Consider the following 16598-nt stretch of genomic DNA (forward strand, 5'->3'; position numbering starts at 1 on the left):
CTCTCTACAGTGCTAGCTTTTTAGAATCTAATGTCTATATAAGAGAGCAAAAGCTGACCTTATTTTGTTTAAGCTTTACGATTCATAGAGTTTAGAGTTGTCTTATCTTCTACATGTAAAGGGTTATCTTCTAAAGGATTACTTGCTTCACTTAGAGAAAGAGATTTTGTTTCAGGCGCCCACATAATTGAAACAATAGTACCTAATAATAAAATCGCAGACATTCCGATCATTGTTGCACCTAATCCCATATTATTTAAGCTTAAAGGCAGCAGAAACGTTCCAACAGCAGATCCGATCCGGCTGAAAGCTGTCAAAAAACCTACTCCCGACCCGCGTATTTCAGTTGGAAATAGTTCGGCAGGATATGTCAATGTTAGATTCGAAGCTGCTGATATAATGAAAGTAAACATTAAAAACAAAGTGATAAGTAAAATATCAGGCCTCTGTAAAATACTCAGCATAAATAAACTTATGGTCATCAATGCAAACGTTCCAATGGTAAAACTTCTCCGAGAAAGTTTTTCCATAAGCCAAAGTCCAACCAACGATCCAACAATTAGAAATATATTTAGCCAAAGGTCTACTGTGAAATTTTCAGATAATCCCATGCTTTTTAATATTGAAGGCAAAAAGGTATAAATAGCAAAATAAGGAATAACAATGCAAACATAAAATATTCCTCCAAAAGTAGTGCGCTTCCAAATTTGTTTGTTAAAAAGTGATAGATATCCTTGGTTTTGCTGATGCTCTGTTATCTTTTCATCAATTTCTGCGTTTACCCCAATGTATTTTTTAACAATCTGGCGTGCCTCTTCATTACGTCCCATGCTAATAAGCCATCTTGGTGATTCAGGTGTACCAATTCTTAATAGCAGTACGATAATTGCAGGAATTGCCGATGTAGCAAGCATCCACCGCCATGATTCGTTGTCATTTGAGCCTAAATAGTGGCCGACTATGGTCGCAGCAACATACCCAACTGTCCAGAGCACATTTAAAGAAGCTAGTAAGATACCCCGGTATTTTCTAGGCGCAAATTCTGCAAGTAAGGTTGAGCCTACGGCATAATCACCTCCTAGAGCAAATCCTATTATTAGACGCAAAATAAATAGCTCTACTGGACCATTTACGAATAACTGTAGAACAGAGGCAATAGCAACTACTAGAAAATTAAACAGATATATTTTCTGTCTACCTACACGATCGGATAACCCTCCAAGCACTAGACTTCCTAAGAAGAGGCCAATTAAAGCTGAGCTGCCTATTAGTCCTTCCCACATGGAATTAAGTTTCATTTCTGGTCCAATTAGAGCAAGAGCTATACCAATAATACCAAGAGCATAACCATCGGTAAAATTAGACCCAAAAGTAAGTGCAGTAATCTTTAAATGAAACTTATTAAGTGGAGCATCATCCATTTTAAATTTGTGTTCCGCCATAAGAAATTTACCTCTCCTTCAACTGGAGTAATATTCTAATAATTTTTTTGGTAATACCTTGAAAAGGAGCTTGTATTAATTCTATTCTCCATTTACTTACTCTCAGAAAATCTAACTAAGTAAGATTTTAACCAAAGTTCAAAGTAAATGAAGAGATAAATAAGTAGCCAAGCGCTTTTTTGAGAAAGCCTTGGCTTTTTCTTATGTTTCAAAAATTTGTGTGATATTGATAAATGAAAATCTTGGCTATCCTGTAGTAATAATTTGATATAAGAAAATATATGTCTAAAAGCATACAATAAAGTAAATCGATATCTGGGTAGTAGAGTAGAACAAAATTATTGTTTTATTAAGAAGCATGTTTGTTAACAGCTATTTATTTTCATGGTTTTATATTCTTTCGTTCATAAATTAGGTATCTCATTTTGATAGAAGCTCTTTATCCTATAGAAGAATAATAGTTACTATAATATGATATTTTCCTCATTATGCATATCCGATATATGACTTCGTTGTCCTGGTTTTACAAATATCATAGATACCATTCCAATTATTACAGCAATGGCAGCAGCAGTAAACATAGCATTATATCCATGTGCCGCAACAAGGCTTCCTGTTAGTGTAGGCGCAATAATAGTAGCCAGGTTCGCAATAAAATGAGTTACTCCCCCAAAAGTCCCTGCTTTATTAGGCTCTGTATCAAGAACAACTGTCCAATAGATCGAATTGGGTAGGTAATTAAAGGCATTACCTATACACATTAATAAAAGTACTGAGGTCGCACTTCCAACCGTGGGGATTAGCATAAAACAAATAGCTGTAAAAAATAAGCAAACTACTGTGAACCAGGATCTGGCTATACGTAAATTTCCAGTTTTCTCACGTAACTTATCCGAAATTTTCCCTCCTACTAATCCTGTAATAATAGCACCTACCCATGGAATCATACCTATATATGAAAGAGATGCTAAAGAATAGTTAAATTCATCTTGCAAATATTTTGGAGTCCAAGTTAGTAATAGAATATTGACATACAAAAATGCAAAGTACCCAATGGCATTCATTACTAATGTAGGGTTTTTAAAAAAATAATACCAAGGAACATTTTTGGAATTTGTTTTTTCTAATTGTGATTCACCTTTTATTAAACTATCTATACTTCGAATTTTTTGAAGTTCAATTTTTGAAACTCTCGGATGATCTTCAGGTAAATTTGTGAATATTTTTCTCCATATTAATACCCAAACAAAACCCAACAGACCAAGAATAATAAATGTTACCTTCCAATTAGTAAACGTTAAAAGGCCCACTACGATAGGTGCGGTGACTAATGCTCCAATTGGAGTTCCAACTAAGCCAAGTGCTACAGAAAAACCTTTTTCTTTTGGAGATACCCAATTTGCCATCGTTCGGTTCATTGTAGATAAAGTAGGTCCTTCAGCCAGTCCAAACAAAACACGAAATACCGCAAAACCAGCTAATGCAGAACCCCCAAAGAACGCTGCACCTAAGTGACCAGCAAATATTGTCCCAATTTCAAATATAGACCATGTGGTTCCAGCAAGAATCCACATAAACTTAGGACCTTTCTTATCTGCCAACGCTCCTCCGAATAGTGCACCGAAAATATAACCATAGCCAAAATACCCCAAAATTGCTCCCCAGCTTACTGGATTTAAGTTGAATTCTTGAATAATTTCAGCCTGAGCGTATGAAAGTGCTCCTCTATCTATGTAATTTATGATTGTTATAATAACAATCATAAAAATAATAAAGTAGCGATAATTGTTTTTCATTAATTACTTCTCTCCTCTCTCATTTTTTCACTTTTCTTCCTGAGAAAGAAAGTTTCATAACAAATCGCTAGAGATTTGTTACTTTCAAAAGGATAAGAAAATTAATATTTTATTTTCTATTTGCAAAGCCTGTTAAAAAATTCAAGAATACATGAACTCCTGCTTTAACAGTAATTCCTGATTTATCGCGTAAGGGATCTAAACATACAATATCCATTGCTTGGACTAATGGATGTGAGCCCGCAATGTATATGGCTTCAAATAATTCATCCGTTCTCATTCCTCCTGTTGTTCCTGCTGGTACACCAGGGGCATAAGCCACATCAAGAACATCCATATCTACTGTTAGATAGATGACATCCACTTCCTTGGCTAAATCATCTAAGGCTCTTTCAACTATACAAGAAATCCCTGTTTTTCTAGCTTGAAGTAAGGTTACGTAATTAACACTTTTAGTATCTGCATACTCTTTGAGAGATTTCGAGTTATAAAATCCATGCAGGCCAATATTCCAAACGTTTTTGCCTTCAATTGTACCACTCTCAATCAGGTTTCGAATGGGCGTTCCATTTGATGGTCCGTTATCTTCTAAACTGCGTAAATCAAAATGTGTATCGAATTGAAGAATTCCTATACGTTGTTCTGGATGCGACTCTTTCCAGCCTTTTACTAACATAGCCGTAATCGAATGATCTCCCCCTAACATGATAGGCAGTGTATGAGGGTGATATTTCCGCATTGAAATCATGGCTTCTTTAATATACTGATGAGAAAGTGAAATATCTGTTACATGCTGTTTGACATCGCCTAAATCTAAAACCGATAAGGGGGTCAAATCCGTATCATATTCAATATGATACGGATTAAACGATTTCCATAGTTGTCTCATGGCCAAGGGAGTTTCACTTGCTCCTGATGCACTAATAGAAGATCTCGAAAGAGGGACTCCCAAAACGGTTACATCTACAGCTTGAAAATCTATTTCATCTTGCACTTCAAAAGTCTCGATCCAATCACTTACCTTAGGTTCAGTTGAACGCTGTCTTTCCCAATGAAAAGAGGGACGATTAAGTTGTGGGTACGGGTACGTCACGTAAAACCCCACCTTCCACAATCACTTGTCCTTTTTTAATGACAGTATCTACAAGGTTCACTGCATAGTTATATTGCAACGTTTGATAATTCGGTGCATCAAATAAAACAAGGTCCCCTTTCTTTCCTACTTCGATACTCCCAACTTCATCAGCTCTTCCAATGGCATGAGCTGCATTGATTGTACATGCTGTTAGGACTTCGGCTGGCGTCATCTTCATCGTAAGACATGCTAGATTCATAATAAAAGGTAATGATTCAGTAGGTGATGACCCTGGATTACGATCAGTTGAAAGGGCAACCGGAACTCCAGCTTCAATCATCTTTCTTGCATTCGCAGGCTTCTCCATTAAAAAGAACGCTGTACCTGGCAACAAGACTGCAATAACACCACTTTTAGCCATTTGCTTAATACCTTCATCGGATGCCTGTAATAAATGGTCGGCTGAAACAGCCCCTACTTTTGCTGCAAGTTCTGCACCGCCAAATTGAACAATTTCATCTGCATGTATTTTTGGCTTTAATCCGTAGACTTTTCCTGCCTCAAGAATTTGCTCCGACTGTTGAATTGTAAAAACTCCTTCTTCACAAAAAACATCGCAAAACTCAGCCAAATTTTCTTCTGCAACTCTTGGAATCATTTCCTCTATCACTAAACGAACAAATTCGTCTGGATTTTCTTTATATTCAACTGGAACAGCATGAGCTCCCATGAAGGTAGAAACTAAATCTATAGGATGCCTTTCGTCGAGCTTTTTGGCTGCTCGTAGCTGTTTCAATTCATCTTCTAGTGTCAAACCATATCCACTTTTCGCTTCAACCGTCGTAACTCCATATTGTAGAAAACGATTTAGGCGTTTGGAGGTTTCTTGAATCAATTGTTCTTCTGTAGCTTCTCTTGTACTTGTTGTTGTTTGGAGAATTCCTCCGCCTGCCTTTAGGATATCAATATATTTAGCTCCGTTTAATCGCATCTCTAGCTCTTTTTCACGACTTCCCCCAAACACAATGTGAGTATGAGCATCGATTAGACCTGGAGTAACAATCTTTCCTGAAGCCTCAATCGTATTTATATGTCCATTCAACGTATGAACATAACGTTCTGCTTCAACATCCGATCCAACAAACGTAATCAACCCATTTTCTACTACAACACTGCCATGCTCGATAATACCGATATCGGACATATCTTGAGCGCGTTTTGGTTCTTTAGTTCCGCCTCTAACTGTAATCAGTTGTGAGGCGCGTTTAATATACGTAATAGATGACATAATGCTCACTCCTTTTCTTTTAGTCTAATGTTGGAATGTTCATGCCTTTTTCTTTGGCAGTTTGAATGGCTAATTCATAGCCTGCATCTAAATGACGAACTACCCCCATACCAGGGTCTGTTGTTAATACGCGTTCAAGACGTTTAGCTGCATCTTCTGTGCCATCTGCTACTACAACCATACCTGCATGAAGAGAATATCCCATACCTACGCCACCACCATGATGGACGGATACCCAACTTGCCCCTGCAGCTGTATTAACTAGTGCATTTAAAATAGGCCAATCTGCTACAGCATCACTGCCATCTCTCATCGCTTCTGTTTCGCGGTTTGGCGAAGCAACAGATCCCGCGTCTAAATGATCTCTACCAATAACAATAGGTGCTGAAAGTTCTCCAGATGCAACCATTTCATTAATAATTTTTCCAAATCGTGCACGTTCTCCATATCCTAACCAACAGATACGTGCCGGTAATCCTTGAAATTCAATTTTTTCTCTCGCCATTTTAATCCAGTTACAAAGATGGGTATTATATGAGAATTCACGTAAAATAACTTCATCTGTTTTATAAATATCTTCTGGATCACCTGATAAAGCTACCCAACGGAACGGTCCTTTTCCTTCACAGAATTGAGGACGGATATAAGCAGGTACAAAACCTGGGAAGTTGAACGCGTCTTTTACACCTTCATCTAACGCTACTTGACGAATATTATTTCCGTAGTCGAAAGCAATGGCTCCTTCTTTCTGCATATCTAACATAGCCTGAACATGAACAGCCATACTAGCTTTAGATTTTCTTACATATTCCTCTGGATTCTGATTACGTAATGTTTCTCCTTCCGATAGAGTTAATCCAATTGGTAGATAACCATTTAATGGATCATGTGCCGAGGTTTGATCTGTTACAATGTCTGGAATAAAGCCGCGTTTAATCATTTGAGGAAGCACTTCAGCTGCATTTCCAACCAACCCGATAGAAAGCGCTTTCTTTTCTTTTTTTGCTTCTTTAGCTATTTTAATTGCCTCGTCCAAACTTTCTACCACAATGTCACAATAGCGTGTTTCAATTCGTTTTTCGATGCGTGTTCGGTCAACATCAATTCCAATGACCACGCCACCTGCCATTGTAACGGCTAATGGCTGGGCGCCTCCCATGCCTCCTAATCCAGCTGTTACGGTAATGGTACCTTCGAGACTACCATTAAAATGTTGTTTCGCACATTCAGCAAATGTTTCATACGTACCTTGTACAATGCCTTGGCTTCCAATATAAATCCAGCTACCGGCTGTCATTTGCCCGTACATCATCAATCCTTTTTTATCGAGTTCATGGAACTTTTCCCAATTCGCAAAGGCCGGAACAATATTGGAGTTAGCTAAGAGCACACGTGGTGCATCTTTATGAGTTTTAAAAACAGCTACAGGCTTGCCTGACTGTACTAATAATGTTTCATCTTCTTCTAAATCTTTTAAAGTGGATACAATACGATCAAAGGCATCCCAATTTCGAGCTGCTTTCCCTATTCCCCCGTATACAACTAATTTCTCTGGATGTTCTGCCACTTGTGGGTCTAGGTTATTCATTAACATACGAAGAACAGCCTCTTGGACCCACCCTTTTGTATTTAATTCAATTCCTTTAGGAGCGCAGTATTTGCGCAAGTTAACTGATTGAGTATTCATCATATAGTCCCCTTTCTGTTAATTAATAGTTTATTAAAAAAACACTAACAGAAACAGAAGACAATAATCAGAATATAAGTAATATTAAAACTATAACAATCTTTAATATTACCAAATTCTTCATTAATTATAGGAAAATAACTAGATATCTAGATTAACATTTGATTTTTCCAGGTAGAAGGTGATACACCAGTCTGATTTTTAAATACCCTACTGAAATAATTTGGGTCTGAAAAACCTATAGAAAATGAAATTTGCTGAATTGACAGTGATGTTGTAGATAATAGATGTTTAGCTTTATTTATCCGAACATTCGTAAGGTATTGCTGAAATGTTTGTGATGTTCTCTGAGATAATACATAACTAAAATAACTTGGACTTTTATTAACATAATCAGCTACTACTATGAGATTTAAATCTGTCCGACTGAAGTGTTCATCAATAAACCTCAAACCGAGTTCAATAAAGTCATTTTGAGTATTTTTTTGCTGAGTTTTAACTTGTTCTAAAATTTTATCAATAAAAAGTAATAATTCCTGTACAACTTTAAAAAGTACTGGTGAATTAAGAACAATGTTAAAAATGTTTTGATATTGTTCCTCTAATGCTTGATTTTTTTCTAATCGATAGGATTTCATATGCCTCCGTATCTGTGCAAGAATACTAGTAAGGCTAATACGGATTAACTCAGGTTCAGGGTACCCGTTAGGAAAATTAGTGAATTTCTCATAAAGCCAATTTTTTATAGGTATTAGGTTTTCTCCCTCTAACATTTTAATCCATATTCGTTGTTCTTCAGAATTTAATAAAGGATCAAATTCTTCAAAGCTCGGGAATTCGGAAGCCTTCATAACTTGTGTATATCCCTTGTAAAATACCATTTTTAACGTCTGGATACACCTCATATAACAGGCATGTAAGGAGTCCTCAACTTTATTTATGGAGTCAATACTAATAAAAACTCCCCCGTTCAGTAATTTGATTGAATTACTAATGAATCTAGTAGAATCTATGTACAGCTTGTCCATTTCAAAAACAGAAAAAAGACATACTATATAATCACTAAATAATAAAACAACCGGTGTTTCCATAAATATGTATTCATTAATATACTTATAAAGTTCTTTTAAATCGTCTGGATATTCCGGTTTTATTATCATCATTCCTTTATAATCATTAGAAAACTTTACCTCAGTTTCTATCATCAATGATTGGTAATATCTATAATTTTCATCTTTGTTTTCTAAATGAATAGACTTCTCTTTAAAATTTGATAGCTTTTTTATACTCTTTTCTAATGACTCTTTTAGTTTCTCAGGTAACAATGGTTTTACTAATAAATTAACAGCTTGAAGTTGAATTGCTTGCCAGGCACGTTCAAAAATTGCCTCAGTAGTGATAGCTACTATAACTCCTTGGTAATTTTCCACTTTTCTTAAGATAATCTCCCAACTGTTAGTTGAAAACATTTCTAACTCTAAAATCAATATATCTGGTTCACTTTTTTCAAATTCATTAATAAACTGCCTTGCATCTTCAACTAAACATACTTCATTAAATTTCATAGAATAAGAATTTATTAACCATTTAATACCTATTCTTTCTGTAGAGTCTCTATCGGCAATTATTATTCGCATTACTCTATCCTCCTAGAATTTAATAGGGAATAATTAGACTTAGCTATTTACTCAAAAGATAAATTGTAAAAAACTAAATCTGGATAATTCCTGCTCTTATTATATAAGTATATATAATACTTAGGCTCCTAGCACATAAGGTATTTAATGGAAAGTGGTCATTCTTCTTTTTTTGAAATAGAGGATTAAATGGATAAAAAATAATCAAAAACCCAATACTGTCACTTTTATAAATAAAAAGGAGGCGAGATAAAGGTGGATGTACAAAGAGCACAAGAAATTGCAGATTCAGTGGACATGGCCAATGTAATATATAATGGGAAAAGTATTTACATTGAGCATGTAGAAAGAGGAATAATAGCTTGAAGACAGTTAATTTAATAGAGAATGAGGTTTATTCTCTAAAACGATTATATGGGGACATTAACTTTAAAGATAAAAATTTATAGGCAAGTTCTTTCTAAGAGGAGCTCTAGATTGGTTTAACTAAATTTTATTAATTAGTTATAGCTTAAAAGAAGGCGAGATACTTAAAACAACCTTTATCTCGAACTGATCCTAAATCGAAATATAGCAACATAATTTACATTTCCATATAACACTAAACCCCATGTTATATATCATTTACATGGGGTTTAGAATTGAAAGAAATCATCAATATCTTTTGTTTTATCTACTTTTTGAACGGTGGCCATGATCTTTTTCATTACTCTAGGAGTTGGAATATAACCTTTGGTGTTACAAACTCGCCAAATAGTGTTTCGGGAAACACCACTTCGTTCAGAAAATTCACTTTGTGTAATTCCTTCTCGATCCAGCCAACGACCAAATTTACTGCGATTCGGGTTACGCCACCAAAACACATCTCTCACTCTCCTTTTTTATTAGCTTGTCCACTTTGCACCAAATTGAATCAAAAGTGTTTGAAAAATTAGGAATAAGGAAGCGTTTTTAGCATAGAATAAGAGAAATAAGATTCCTCTACACATGTTGTCGATATTTTTGTCATAATCATATAGCATGAATACAGTTAAGACCGCCTTATACACTGATACATAATGGGCGGTCTTTGTTATTGATATTCTTTGAAATTGGGTTTCACACAAAAAAACCTTTTCCCTCTAGGGAGAGGAAAGAGGTTTTTTTGTGAATATTAGATAACGAGATGCCACCATTTTAGCAAATCATTTTTCAAAAAAGGTTTTTAACCACTTATAAAAACTTTTCTTTTGTTGTTGTGCTTTTTTTAACGCCCGAATCTCGCGAGCCATTGAAATTAATTGACGTTCGCGTTCTTCAAATTTTGCATCGATATAGCTTTGTATCTCTTTCATTTGTGCTTCGAGTGGTTCTAGGATAAGGGTTTGTTTTTCAGTTGAAATGTTAGGTGGAGTGTTTGGTATTTGTACTAAGTTAAATTTTTTTGCAACGGTTATAACAGCTTTTTCTAAGGTCATTTCGGGATGGGCATAAATTCTTTTTAGTTCATGAAAGATAGTAACGTCGTCATTTGTATAAGCTAATCTGCCTTGTTTTTTAGTAAATTGCACACCAATTTTGGCAAAATGGAAGTTGTACTTTCGGATAGTTGCTATGGACAAACCAAGTATATCAGCTAATTCTTCGGTGGTATATGCTGCTTCTGCGGTTATGACTCTCAACATATGATCACCTCCTCTTATCAAGAGAACTATTCTAGGTATATACGTTAAAACCTTCAAATAATAAGAGGACCATATTTGGTGTTTTGCCATTTTGCCGTTAATATACCAAGAAACAGTCTTGGCTGAAAATAAGCTAGTACGTTCAACTATTTAATTATTTCATAAATTAAATAGTTGCCCCAATCCCTCATTACAATGGTTTCTCCTGCATTAGCTTCTTTCCGTAACCACTTTTCATCTTCGTTCACATTTTTTTAATTCATGTTTTACCGTTAATAATCGACAGCCCAGTATTCTCATAGCCATGGGATAATTCAAGTCCATGTCTTGATATTTGGGCTCTCTTTTTCATCTTAAGTCAAGATGTTCTCCCTCTAAACCATTCTACTCTCACTTTATTTACTTTTGATATTCATAGACAACAGGAACTTGATCCATTTTGACTGTTTTAGCCACGACATAACGGCGGTATCCATCTTTTAAGATCTTTGATCCTTTTTCAATCGTCAACGGCTCATCTAAACGTCCTGTACGCTTCACAAAATCGATAACCTTTTGCGTTTTTTCAGGGTTTGGGCGTGTCTTTAAGAACTCTTCAGGAACGATAATATCATCAAAGTTCAATAGATCCTGAGTTCCCTTCGGTTGGTTTGATAGTGTTGTCTTTTTTTCCTCAGCCTTTTTCTCTTCTGTAGGTGCTTGTTGTACTTCTGGCTGAATAGGCTTTACTTCTTTCTTCTCTTCCTTTGCTACAGGTTGAGAAACAGGTGCTTGTTCTTCTTCCTGTTTAGTAGGTTCCGTATTCTTTTGGTCTTGAGAAGGCGCAGATGCCTCTTGTTTAGGTTCTTTTTTCGCATCTGACTGATTCTTCTCTTTATCATTTTTGTTCGGGAGAACGGTAATCTGGAAACAAATCACCCCTACTTCACCAGGACATTCATCTATCGGAATATCCAGCGTTGGTTCCCCTTGAATTAAAATCTTTTCATGCATGATGCTTTTCTTCGTGAGTCCAGTTTTATTAAAGGCTTTCTTCGCAACAAATACGGTATACGAAATAAACGTACTCTTCTTCAAGCCTTTAGGCGCAGATGGTGACCCTTTTTCACGCATATCAAAGGCAACGTAGCGATCATATTCTCGTAGTGGTCCTGTGGCTGATCCGGTTAACGTAATTTTATGTGGCATAATAGTCTCCTCCTGCGTAGATTCTTAGTTATTGTTTATTTAGAACACAGTTCTAAATAAACAAAGTATATTAAAACATCAGCTTCTAAGAGATTTCTACTTTTTTTGATTAGGAAGCTGTGTCTTTTAGTTGATTATGTTGGCGCAAACATTCTTGTTCTTCTGGCGTTAAAGCTTGTCCTAAGTCCTGTTTCACCTGAGCTATCTCCAACAAGCTATACGTGGAGCTGTGCTCCTCCAACAAGCCCTCTTCTTCTAGTGTTAGCTCCTGTCCTAAATCTTGCTTTAACTGAATCATTTCAAGCTGTTGATCCAAAGAAATCTTTGATTCTTTTGTAACTTTTTCTTGCTGCTGTTCAGCTTGTAACCAATCGGGAACCAATTCTTTACGGATAATACGTTTCGGTTTGGCCAATGTTGTTGTTTGACTTTCGTTATGTATAACTTCTTGTTGGTTTGCGTATACTGATGAATAATCCTGCCCTTTAGGGTTTACCAATTCATAGAATTGATTTTTCGCAATTTGATAGATTAATCGACACATATCCCCTAGGGATAAAGAATTGCCTTGTTGATTAGCTTCATGGACATATTTGTCTAATCCCACAATGGATGTATACGCAATTTCATGGACTTGTTCTTTCACAATCTCAATCTCTGTATCTCGTTTGACAGCTTTAGCAGCATTTTGAATACGAGCATAGAAGTCTTGCAGTCGATGCCCATATTTACCTGCATAGACTTGATTGACTTTCTTAGGCACACCTTTGATATAGGTGAAGGCCTGTGAAACAGATATTAAATGATTATTTATATGATTTACAGGTAAATCAAGGTTAATAAAGGCATCAGGTGATTTATCGGCCTCTAAGCCTGTCATATCAACGTTTTCATCACTTTCTGGAGACGTCACAGGACGTGTCACAGGAGTGGTCATTTCTTCTTTTTCAAGGCTTTGTACACCTGTTGTGTCATGGGCGAAAAAGATTTCGTCGCAAATGTGATGAAAGTTCTTATGGCTTTTAAGGATAAATACATAGCTATCAGGGTGAGTTCCTGTTGCATCCTCTTTAATGTAACGTGCCACAAGTACAAACGGAGTCGCTTTTAACGAGCGTACAAAACGAGAAACCGTACTTTTGGAAACATTAAATTTCTTCATAAGTGTTTCAGAACGGATCGCTTGAATGCCCGTAGCCACTAGGTTATAGATGACGTAATCGAGCATTTCCATCCTCTTTTTAGGGAATTCTTTATGTATGGCTGATTGTTGTTGTTTAAAGTGGGTACGAAGACTTTCTAAAAACTCTTCTTTCTTTCTCCGAAGTGTGGACTTGTTGGTCCATAACCATTTGAACCGTCCATTGAAGGTATCTACATCTTTTAAATAGCAGGTTAATATCTTTGTCATTTGTTCATCGTCTCCTTTAAGGAACACAAAAAAGACACTGTTTCCCTGGAAAAAGGAAAACAATGCCTTGATTTTGATGAACTAAGCTCTTGAAATAGATGTCAATTTCATATAAAATAAAAACATAAGTTTTATTTTATAGAAAAACTAAATCTATTAACAAGAGACTTCGACAAGTGTTTTCCCTACCGTAATTAGGGTGAACGGTTTAAGAGTGTTGCTGCACTACTTAAACAGTTGAAGTCTTTTTTCTATTCCGGTCATTTTTGTTAGTTTAATTATAGCGTTAAGTAGTCTCATAATTCAATAAAAAAATAGTAAAATATATCAAAACAAGTATATTTAGCTACGCAGATACCACATTAATGTAGAGATTGAGTCCATCATATATGAGATTTTTAGTTTTGGGGAGGGGAAAAAAATTCCCCTCCCCAATTAGCTTAGAATATGTTAAAATTATTGTTTTTTTATATCAAAAACGTTTAAATTATGTATATCTTGAAATGAGAATAACCGTTTTAGTAAGTGGAGACCTACCATATAAATAAAAGAACCCTAACGATTAATTCGTTGGGGTTCTTTTATTTACCAAATAGTTTTGAGAAGAAGCCTTTCGATTCCTGTTGTTTGTCAGCATGAAGTTGCCGCATAGTATCTATTAACATTTGATCACGTTCAAGTTGTCGTTTTTCACGCTCTGCTTCTTTTTCTTCATTAGTTGCCGCCGTTTGTCGTATTACTTCGGCCATTGCTTGCATAGCATTTGCCATTTTTTCATTTTGACGTGCTAAATCTTCATTTTGTGATTCTAGCGTTTCAACTTTCGTTAAGATAGTTTTGTATGCTTCAGTTAATTGCGTCAAAACTGGAGCATTCTCATTTGTTTCCCCCTCGACAACAATATCATGACCTTCCGAAGCAAGCAAAGCGCGAATATAGTCATTAGGATGCCCTTCAGCTTTCAAGTCTTCTATAAGTGACAACACAGGAAAAATAGATTCTTTGTATTTCTTTGTCCGACCTTTTCCGACGGTGTGCGGTTCTACAAATTCCTTATATGTATGGAGCCAATCATAAACGCTAGACCTTGAACGCCCTAGTTTGTCTGCTATTGCCGTTAAGGAATACACTTTTTCGTAATCCATTACAAAAAACCTCCTTTGAAAAATACATCGTGACATAATGATAACATAATAGAAACGTTTTATACCGTACAAAACAACATTTTGAACAAATAAAGACATCGAGAAAACAAATGGAGTCGTACAAAACAACATCTTGTACATCTTTCGGCAAACCTTCGGACAAATGACGATGTTAGTTGAACTTGTTCGAGGGTTGGTTTAACTTGTCCGGAGTGTAGTGCGCATGTCGGAAAATTAAGTTCACCTCAAGTTCGCCTTTGGTTGAACTTGAGGTGAACTTATTCGAGAATACAAAGCGTGGTTTGTATTCTGTAGTGGCATTTACCTTTATTAAATGTAAAATTGACACAGCCTTAAATATAAACTTCAGATTAAACACAGGTTAGTTAATTTACAAAGGCGAAGTGTACTGTTGGAAAATTAGATATTTTAAGTTAAGGTTAGGGTAAACTTACTAATTTTTATAAATAAGTATAATTATAGATAGGTTAGAGGGGGTAAACTATATGAAAGTATTGAAAAATAATGTAACTAAATTCATTATATTTTCTCTTATAATTGGTTTGATTATCGCTTTTATATTTACGATAAAAGGTTTGCTGTTACAACTCTTAGGGGTGACACTGCTTATTGTTGCAGCAATTATTTGTATTCTTTTATTCTTTACTATCTTCGGCCCAATAATATTAGGAGTTCTTGCAATTGCAGGAGCAATCTTAGGTTTTTTCTTAATTATCGGAATAATAGGTTGGATTTTTATGTAAAAAACAAGACTATTGAACGTTATTTATCTAGTAAAAAAGTAAATTAAGGAATAATATTCATTTTATGTTAATAAAAAACATTTATTTAAGTCAAATATAATCATCAAACAACTTTAGTAAATGTAAATAAAAGGATTTATGTTCTATTTGAAATTAAATGGTAGTTTGATACGATAAAACGAAACTAATGTTCTATAAATATAAAAAGTTCTAGGAGAATTATATGAAAAAAGTTATATTGTTTAACTTCAATGGCACTATTGTAAATACAAAGCTTTTAGCAATTGATATTTTTAATGAAATTGCTAAGAAGCAGGGGTATAAGAAAATTAGCGAAGAAGAGGTATTACACTTAAGTAAATTATCAATAAGTGATCGTTGTAAGACGCTTAATGTACCTATATATATAATGCCTCTCGTTGGGATTGCAATAAAAAGAAGATATCAAACGTATATTCCTAATTTAACACCTGTACTTGAAATAAGTGAAATGCTTAAAGAATTAAAAAAACAAGATTATAAATTAGGTTTTTTAACAAGTAATAAAAAGAATGCAACTAATAAATTTTTAATAAATAATTCCATTAATATTTTTGACTATAGTCACTATACATTTAACCCTTTTTCTAAATCAAAAGATATTTCAGCATTCCTGAAAAATAACAAATTAAAAAAAGAAGAAGTTATTTATATAGGAGACGAGTTAAGGGATATTAGAGCAGCTAAAAAAAATTGCCTTTTTTGTATAGCAGTAGCTTGGGGGTTCGACTCAGTAGAGCTTTTAAATACAGGACGTGCAGATAAGGTTATAACGCAACCTAAAGAAATTGTAGATATTTTATCAAGGTTATAATAATGTTTTTTATATTTCTTAATCTATTGCTTTCTATTATCTTACTGTTCATCCAATCTGCTGAGAATGAAGAAATTCGTTAGATGGTTACCTTTTGCTTGATAGGTGCAACATACAACTAAATAAATCAAAGAGATATATTTTAGTCAATAAACAAGTGCTTACTCCTTTAAGCGCTTGTTTTTTTGTCTATTCTTCTCCTTTGAAGAAGTCATTCTTTTGTGTTTTTACTGTGTAAACATAAAAACATTCTGAAGAGCATAAGGGGTTTTTGCTATCACAGAGTGTGATAGGCTAGGCAGAGCCTAGCAAAACCATGATATCATGCAAAATCTTCAAGGAACCCCCTCAGCGCCCCCTCAAATTAAGGGACAGTCCCTTCACCGTACCTTCAGTGATCTCAACATTTGTGCCAGAAACCCCTTCACCGACCCTTCATAGTTGATAAATGTCCCCTCAAGGGTCACTTCATTTTGAAGTGTTTTTTGAAAAAAATAAGATGGAAGCAAGTGATCTTTTTTTATTTTTGTTCGCACGTTTATGGTCAAAACGGCCATCTGTTTTTACTTACAATACAAGTGCTTTACGCGTGCTTTTTTATCATTTATAAATCGATTTTTATTCTATAAACGATGACTTTTCTAAAAA

At 35.0% G+C, this 16598-nt stretch carries 13 protein-coding genes and 1 pseudogene; 3 read left to right on the forward strand and 11 right to left on the reverse strand.

The annotated features are described in order from the left end of the window. Positions 1-68: 68 nt before the first annotated feature. The 6 genes from LIS78_RS29000 to LIS78_RS29025 form a co-directional block, all read right to left on the reverse strand. The gene (locus LIS78_RS29000; RefSeq protein WP_192100869.1) at positions 69-1442 is read right to left on the reverse strand and encodes an MFS transporter; all 1374 of its coding nucleotides are present in this window, start codon (positions 1440-1442) and stop codon (positions 69-71) included. Between the two features lie 464 nt (positions 1443-1906). After that, positions 1907-3238 (reverse strand): MFS transporter, encoded by a 1332-nt coding sequence (locus tag LIS78_RS29005; protein WP_029325558.1) that lies wholly within the window; start codon positions 3236-3238, stop codon positions 1907-1909. A gap of 109 nt (positions 3239-3347) precedes the next feature. After that, positions 3348-4331, reverse strand: coding sequence for an agmatinase family protein (locus tag LIS78_RS29010; RefSeq protein WP_192100870.1), 984 nt, complete (start codon positions 4329-4331; stop codon positions 3348-3350). Then, entirely contained in the window at positions 4306-5601 is a 1296-nt protein-coding gene (hutI, locus tag LIS78_RS29015; RefSeq protein ID WP_209152132.1) for an imidazolonepropionase, read from the reverse strand. Before hutI ends, LIS78_RS29010 begins: the two co-directional genes overlap by 26 nt. A gap of 19 nt (positions 5602-5620) precedes the next feature. After that, entirely contained in the window at positions 5621-7288 is a 1668-nt protein-coding gene (hutU, locus tag LIS78_RS29020) for a urocanate hydratase (RefSeq protein ID WP_434092393.1), read from the reverse strand. A 149-nt stretch (positions 7289-7437) separates the two neighbouring features. Further along, the gene (locus LIS78_RS29025; protein WP_252285519.1) at positions 7438-8925 is read right to left on the reverse strand and encodes a helix-turn-helix domain-containing protein; all 1488 of its coding nucleotides are present in this window, start codon (positions 8923-8925) and stop codon (positions 7438-7440) included. Between the two features lie 255 nt (positions 8926-9180). On the opposite strand from LIS78_RS29025, the pseudogene LIS78_RS31650 reads away from it, so the two are divergent. Further along, a pseudogene (locus LIS78_RS31650) lies at positions 9181-9276 on the forward strand (small, acid-soluble spore protein, H family); the annotation flags it as partial. Positions 9277-9560: 284 nt separating this feature from the next. Here the strand turns inward: LIS78_RS31650 and LIS78_RS29035 are convergent. The 5 genes from LIS78_RS29035 to LIS78_RS29055 form a co-directional block, all read right to left on the reverse strand. Next, positions 9561-9788 (reverse strand): helix-turn-helix transcriptional regulator, encoded by a 228-nt coding sequence (locus LIS78_RS29035; protein ID WP_053488389.1) that lies wholly within the window; start codon positions 9786-9788, stop codon positions 9561-9563. A 321-nt stretch (positions 9789-10109) separates the two neighbouring features. Next, a complete protein-coding gene (locus tag LIS78_RS29040; RefSeq protein ID WP_252285520.1) occupies positions 10110-10589 on the reverse strand; it encodes a MerR family transcriptional regulator in 480 nt (159 codons plus the stop codon). A 399-nt stretch (positions 10590-10988) separates the two neighbouring features. Continuing rightward, positions 10989-11777: a ParB N-terminal domain-containing protein gene (locus LIS78_RS29045; RefSeq protein WP_209152135.1), complete on the reverse strand. Its 789-nt coding sequence runs from the start codon at positions 11775-11777 to the stop codon at positions 10989-10991. A gap of 109 nt (positions 11778-11886) precedes the next feature. Then, positions 11887-13188: a replication protein gene (locus LIS78_RS29050; protein ID WP_209152210.1), complete on the reverse strand. Its 1302-nt coding sequence runs from the start codon at positions 13186-13188 to the stop codon at positions 11887-11889. Between the two features lie 581 nt (positions 13189-13769). Then, positions 13770-14333, reverse strand: a complete 564-nt coding sequence (locus LIS78_RS29055; RefSeq protein ID WP_209152209.1) for a helix-turn-helix domain-containing protein — start codon at positions 14331-14333, stop codon at positions 13770-13772. Positions 14334-14839: 506 nt separating this feature from the next. Between LIS78_RS29055 and LIS78_RS29060 the strand changes: the two genes are divergently transcribed. Beyond that, entirely contained in the window at positions 14840-15097 is a 258-nt protein-coding gene (locus tag LIS78_RS29060) for a hypothetical protein (protein ID WP_252285521.1), read from the forward strand. Between the two features lie 223 nt (positions 15098-15320). Continuing rightward, positions 15321-15950, forward strand: a complete 630-nt coding sequence (locus LIS78_RS29065; RefSeq protein ID WP_209152207.1) for an HAD-IA family hydrolase — start codon at positions 15321-15323, stop codon at positions 15948-15950. Positions 15951-16598 lie beyond the last annotated feature (648 nt).

The sequence above is a fragment of the Priestia megaterium genome, assembly GCF_023824195.1.
Lineage (GTDB): Bacteria > Bacillota > Bacilli > Bacillales > Bacillaceae_H > Priestia > Priestia megaterium_D.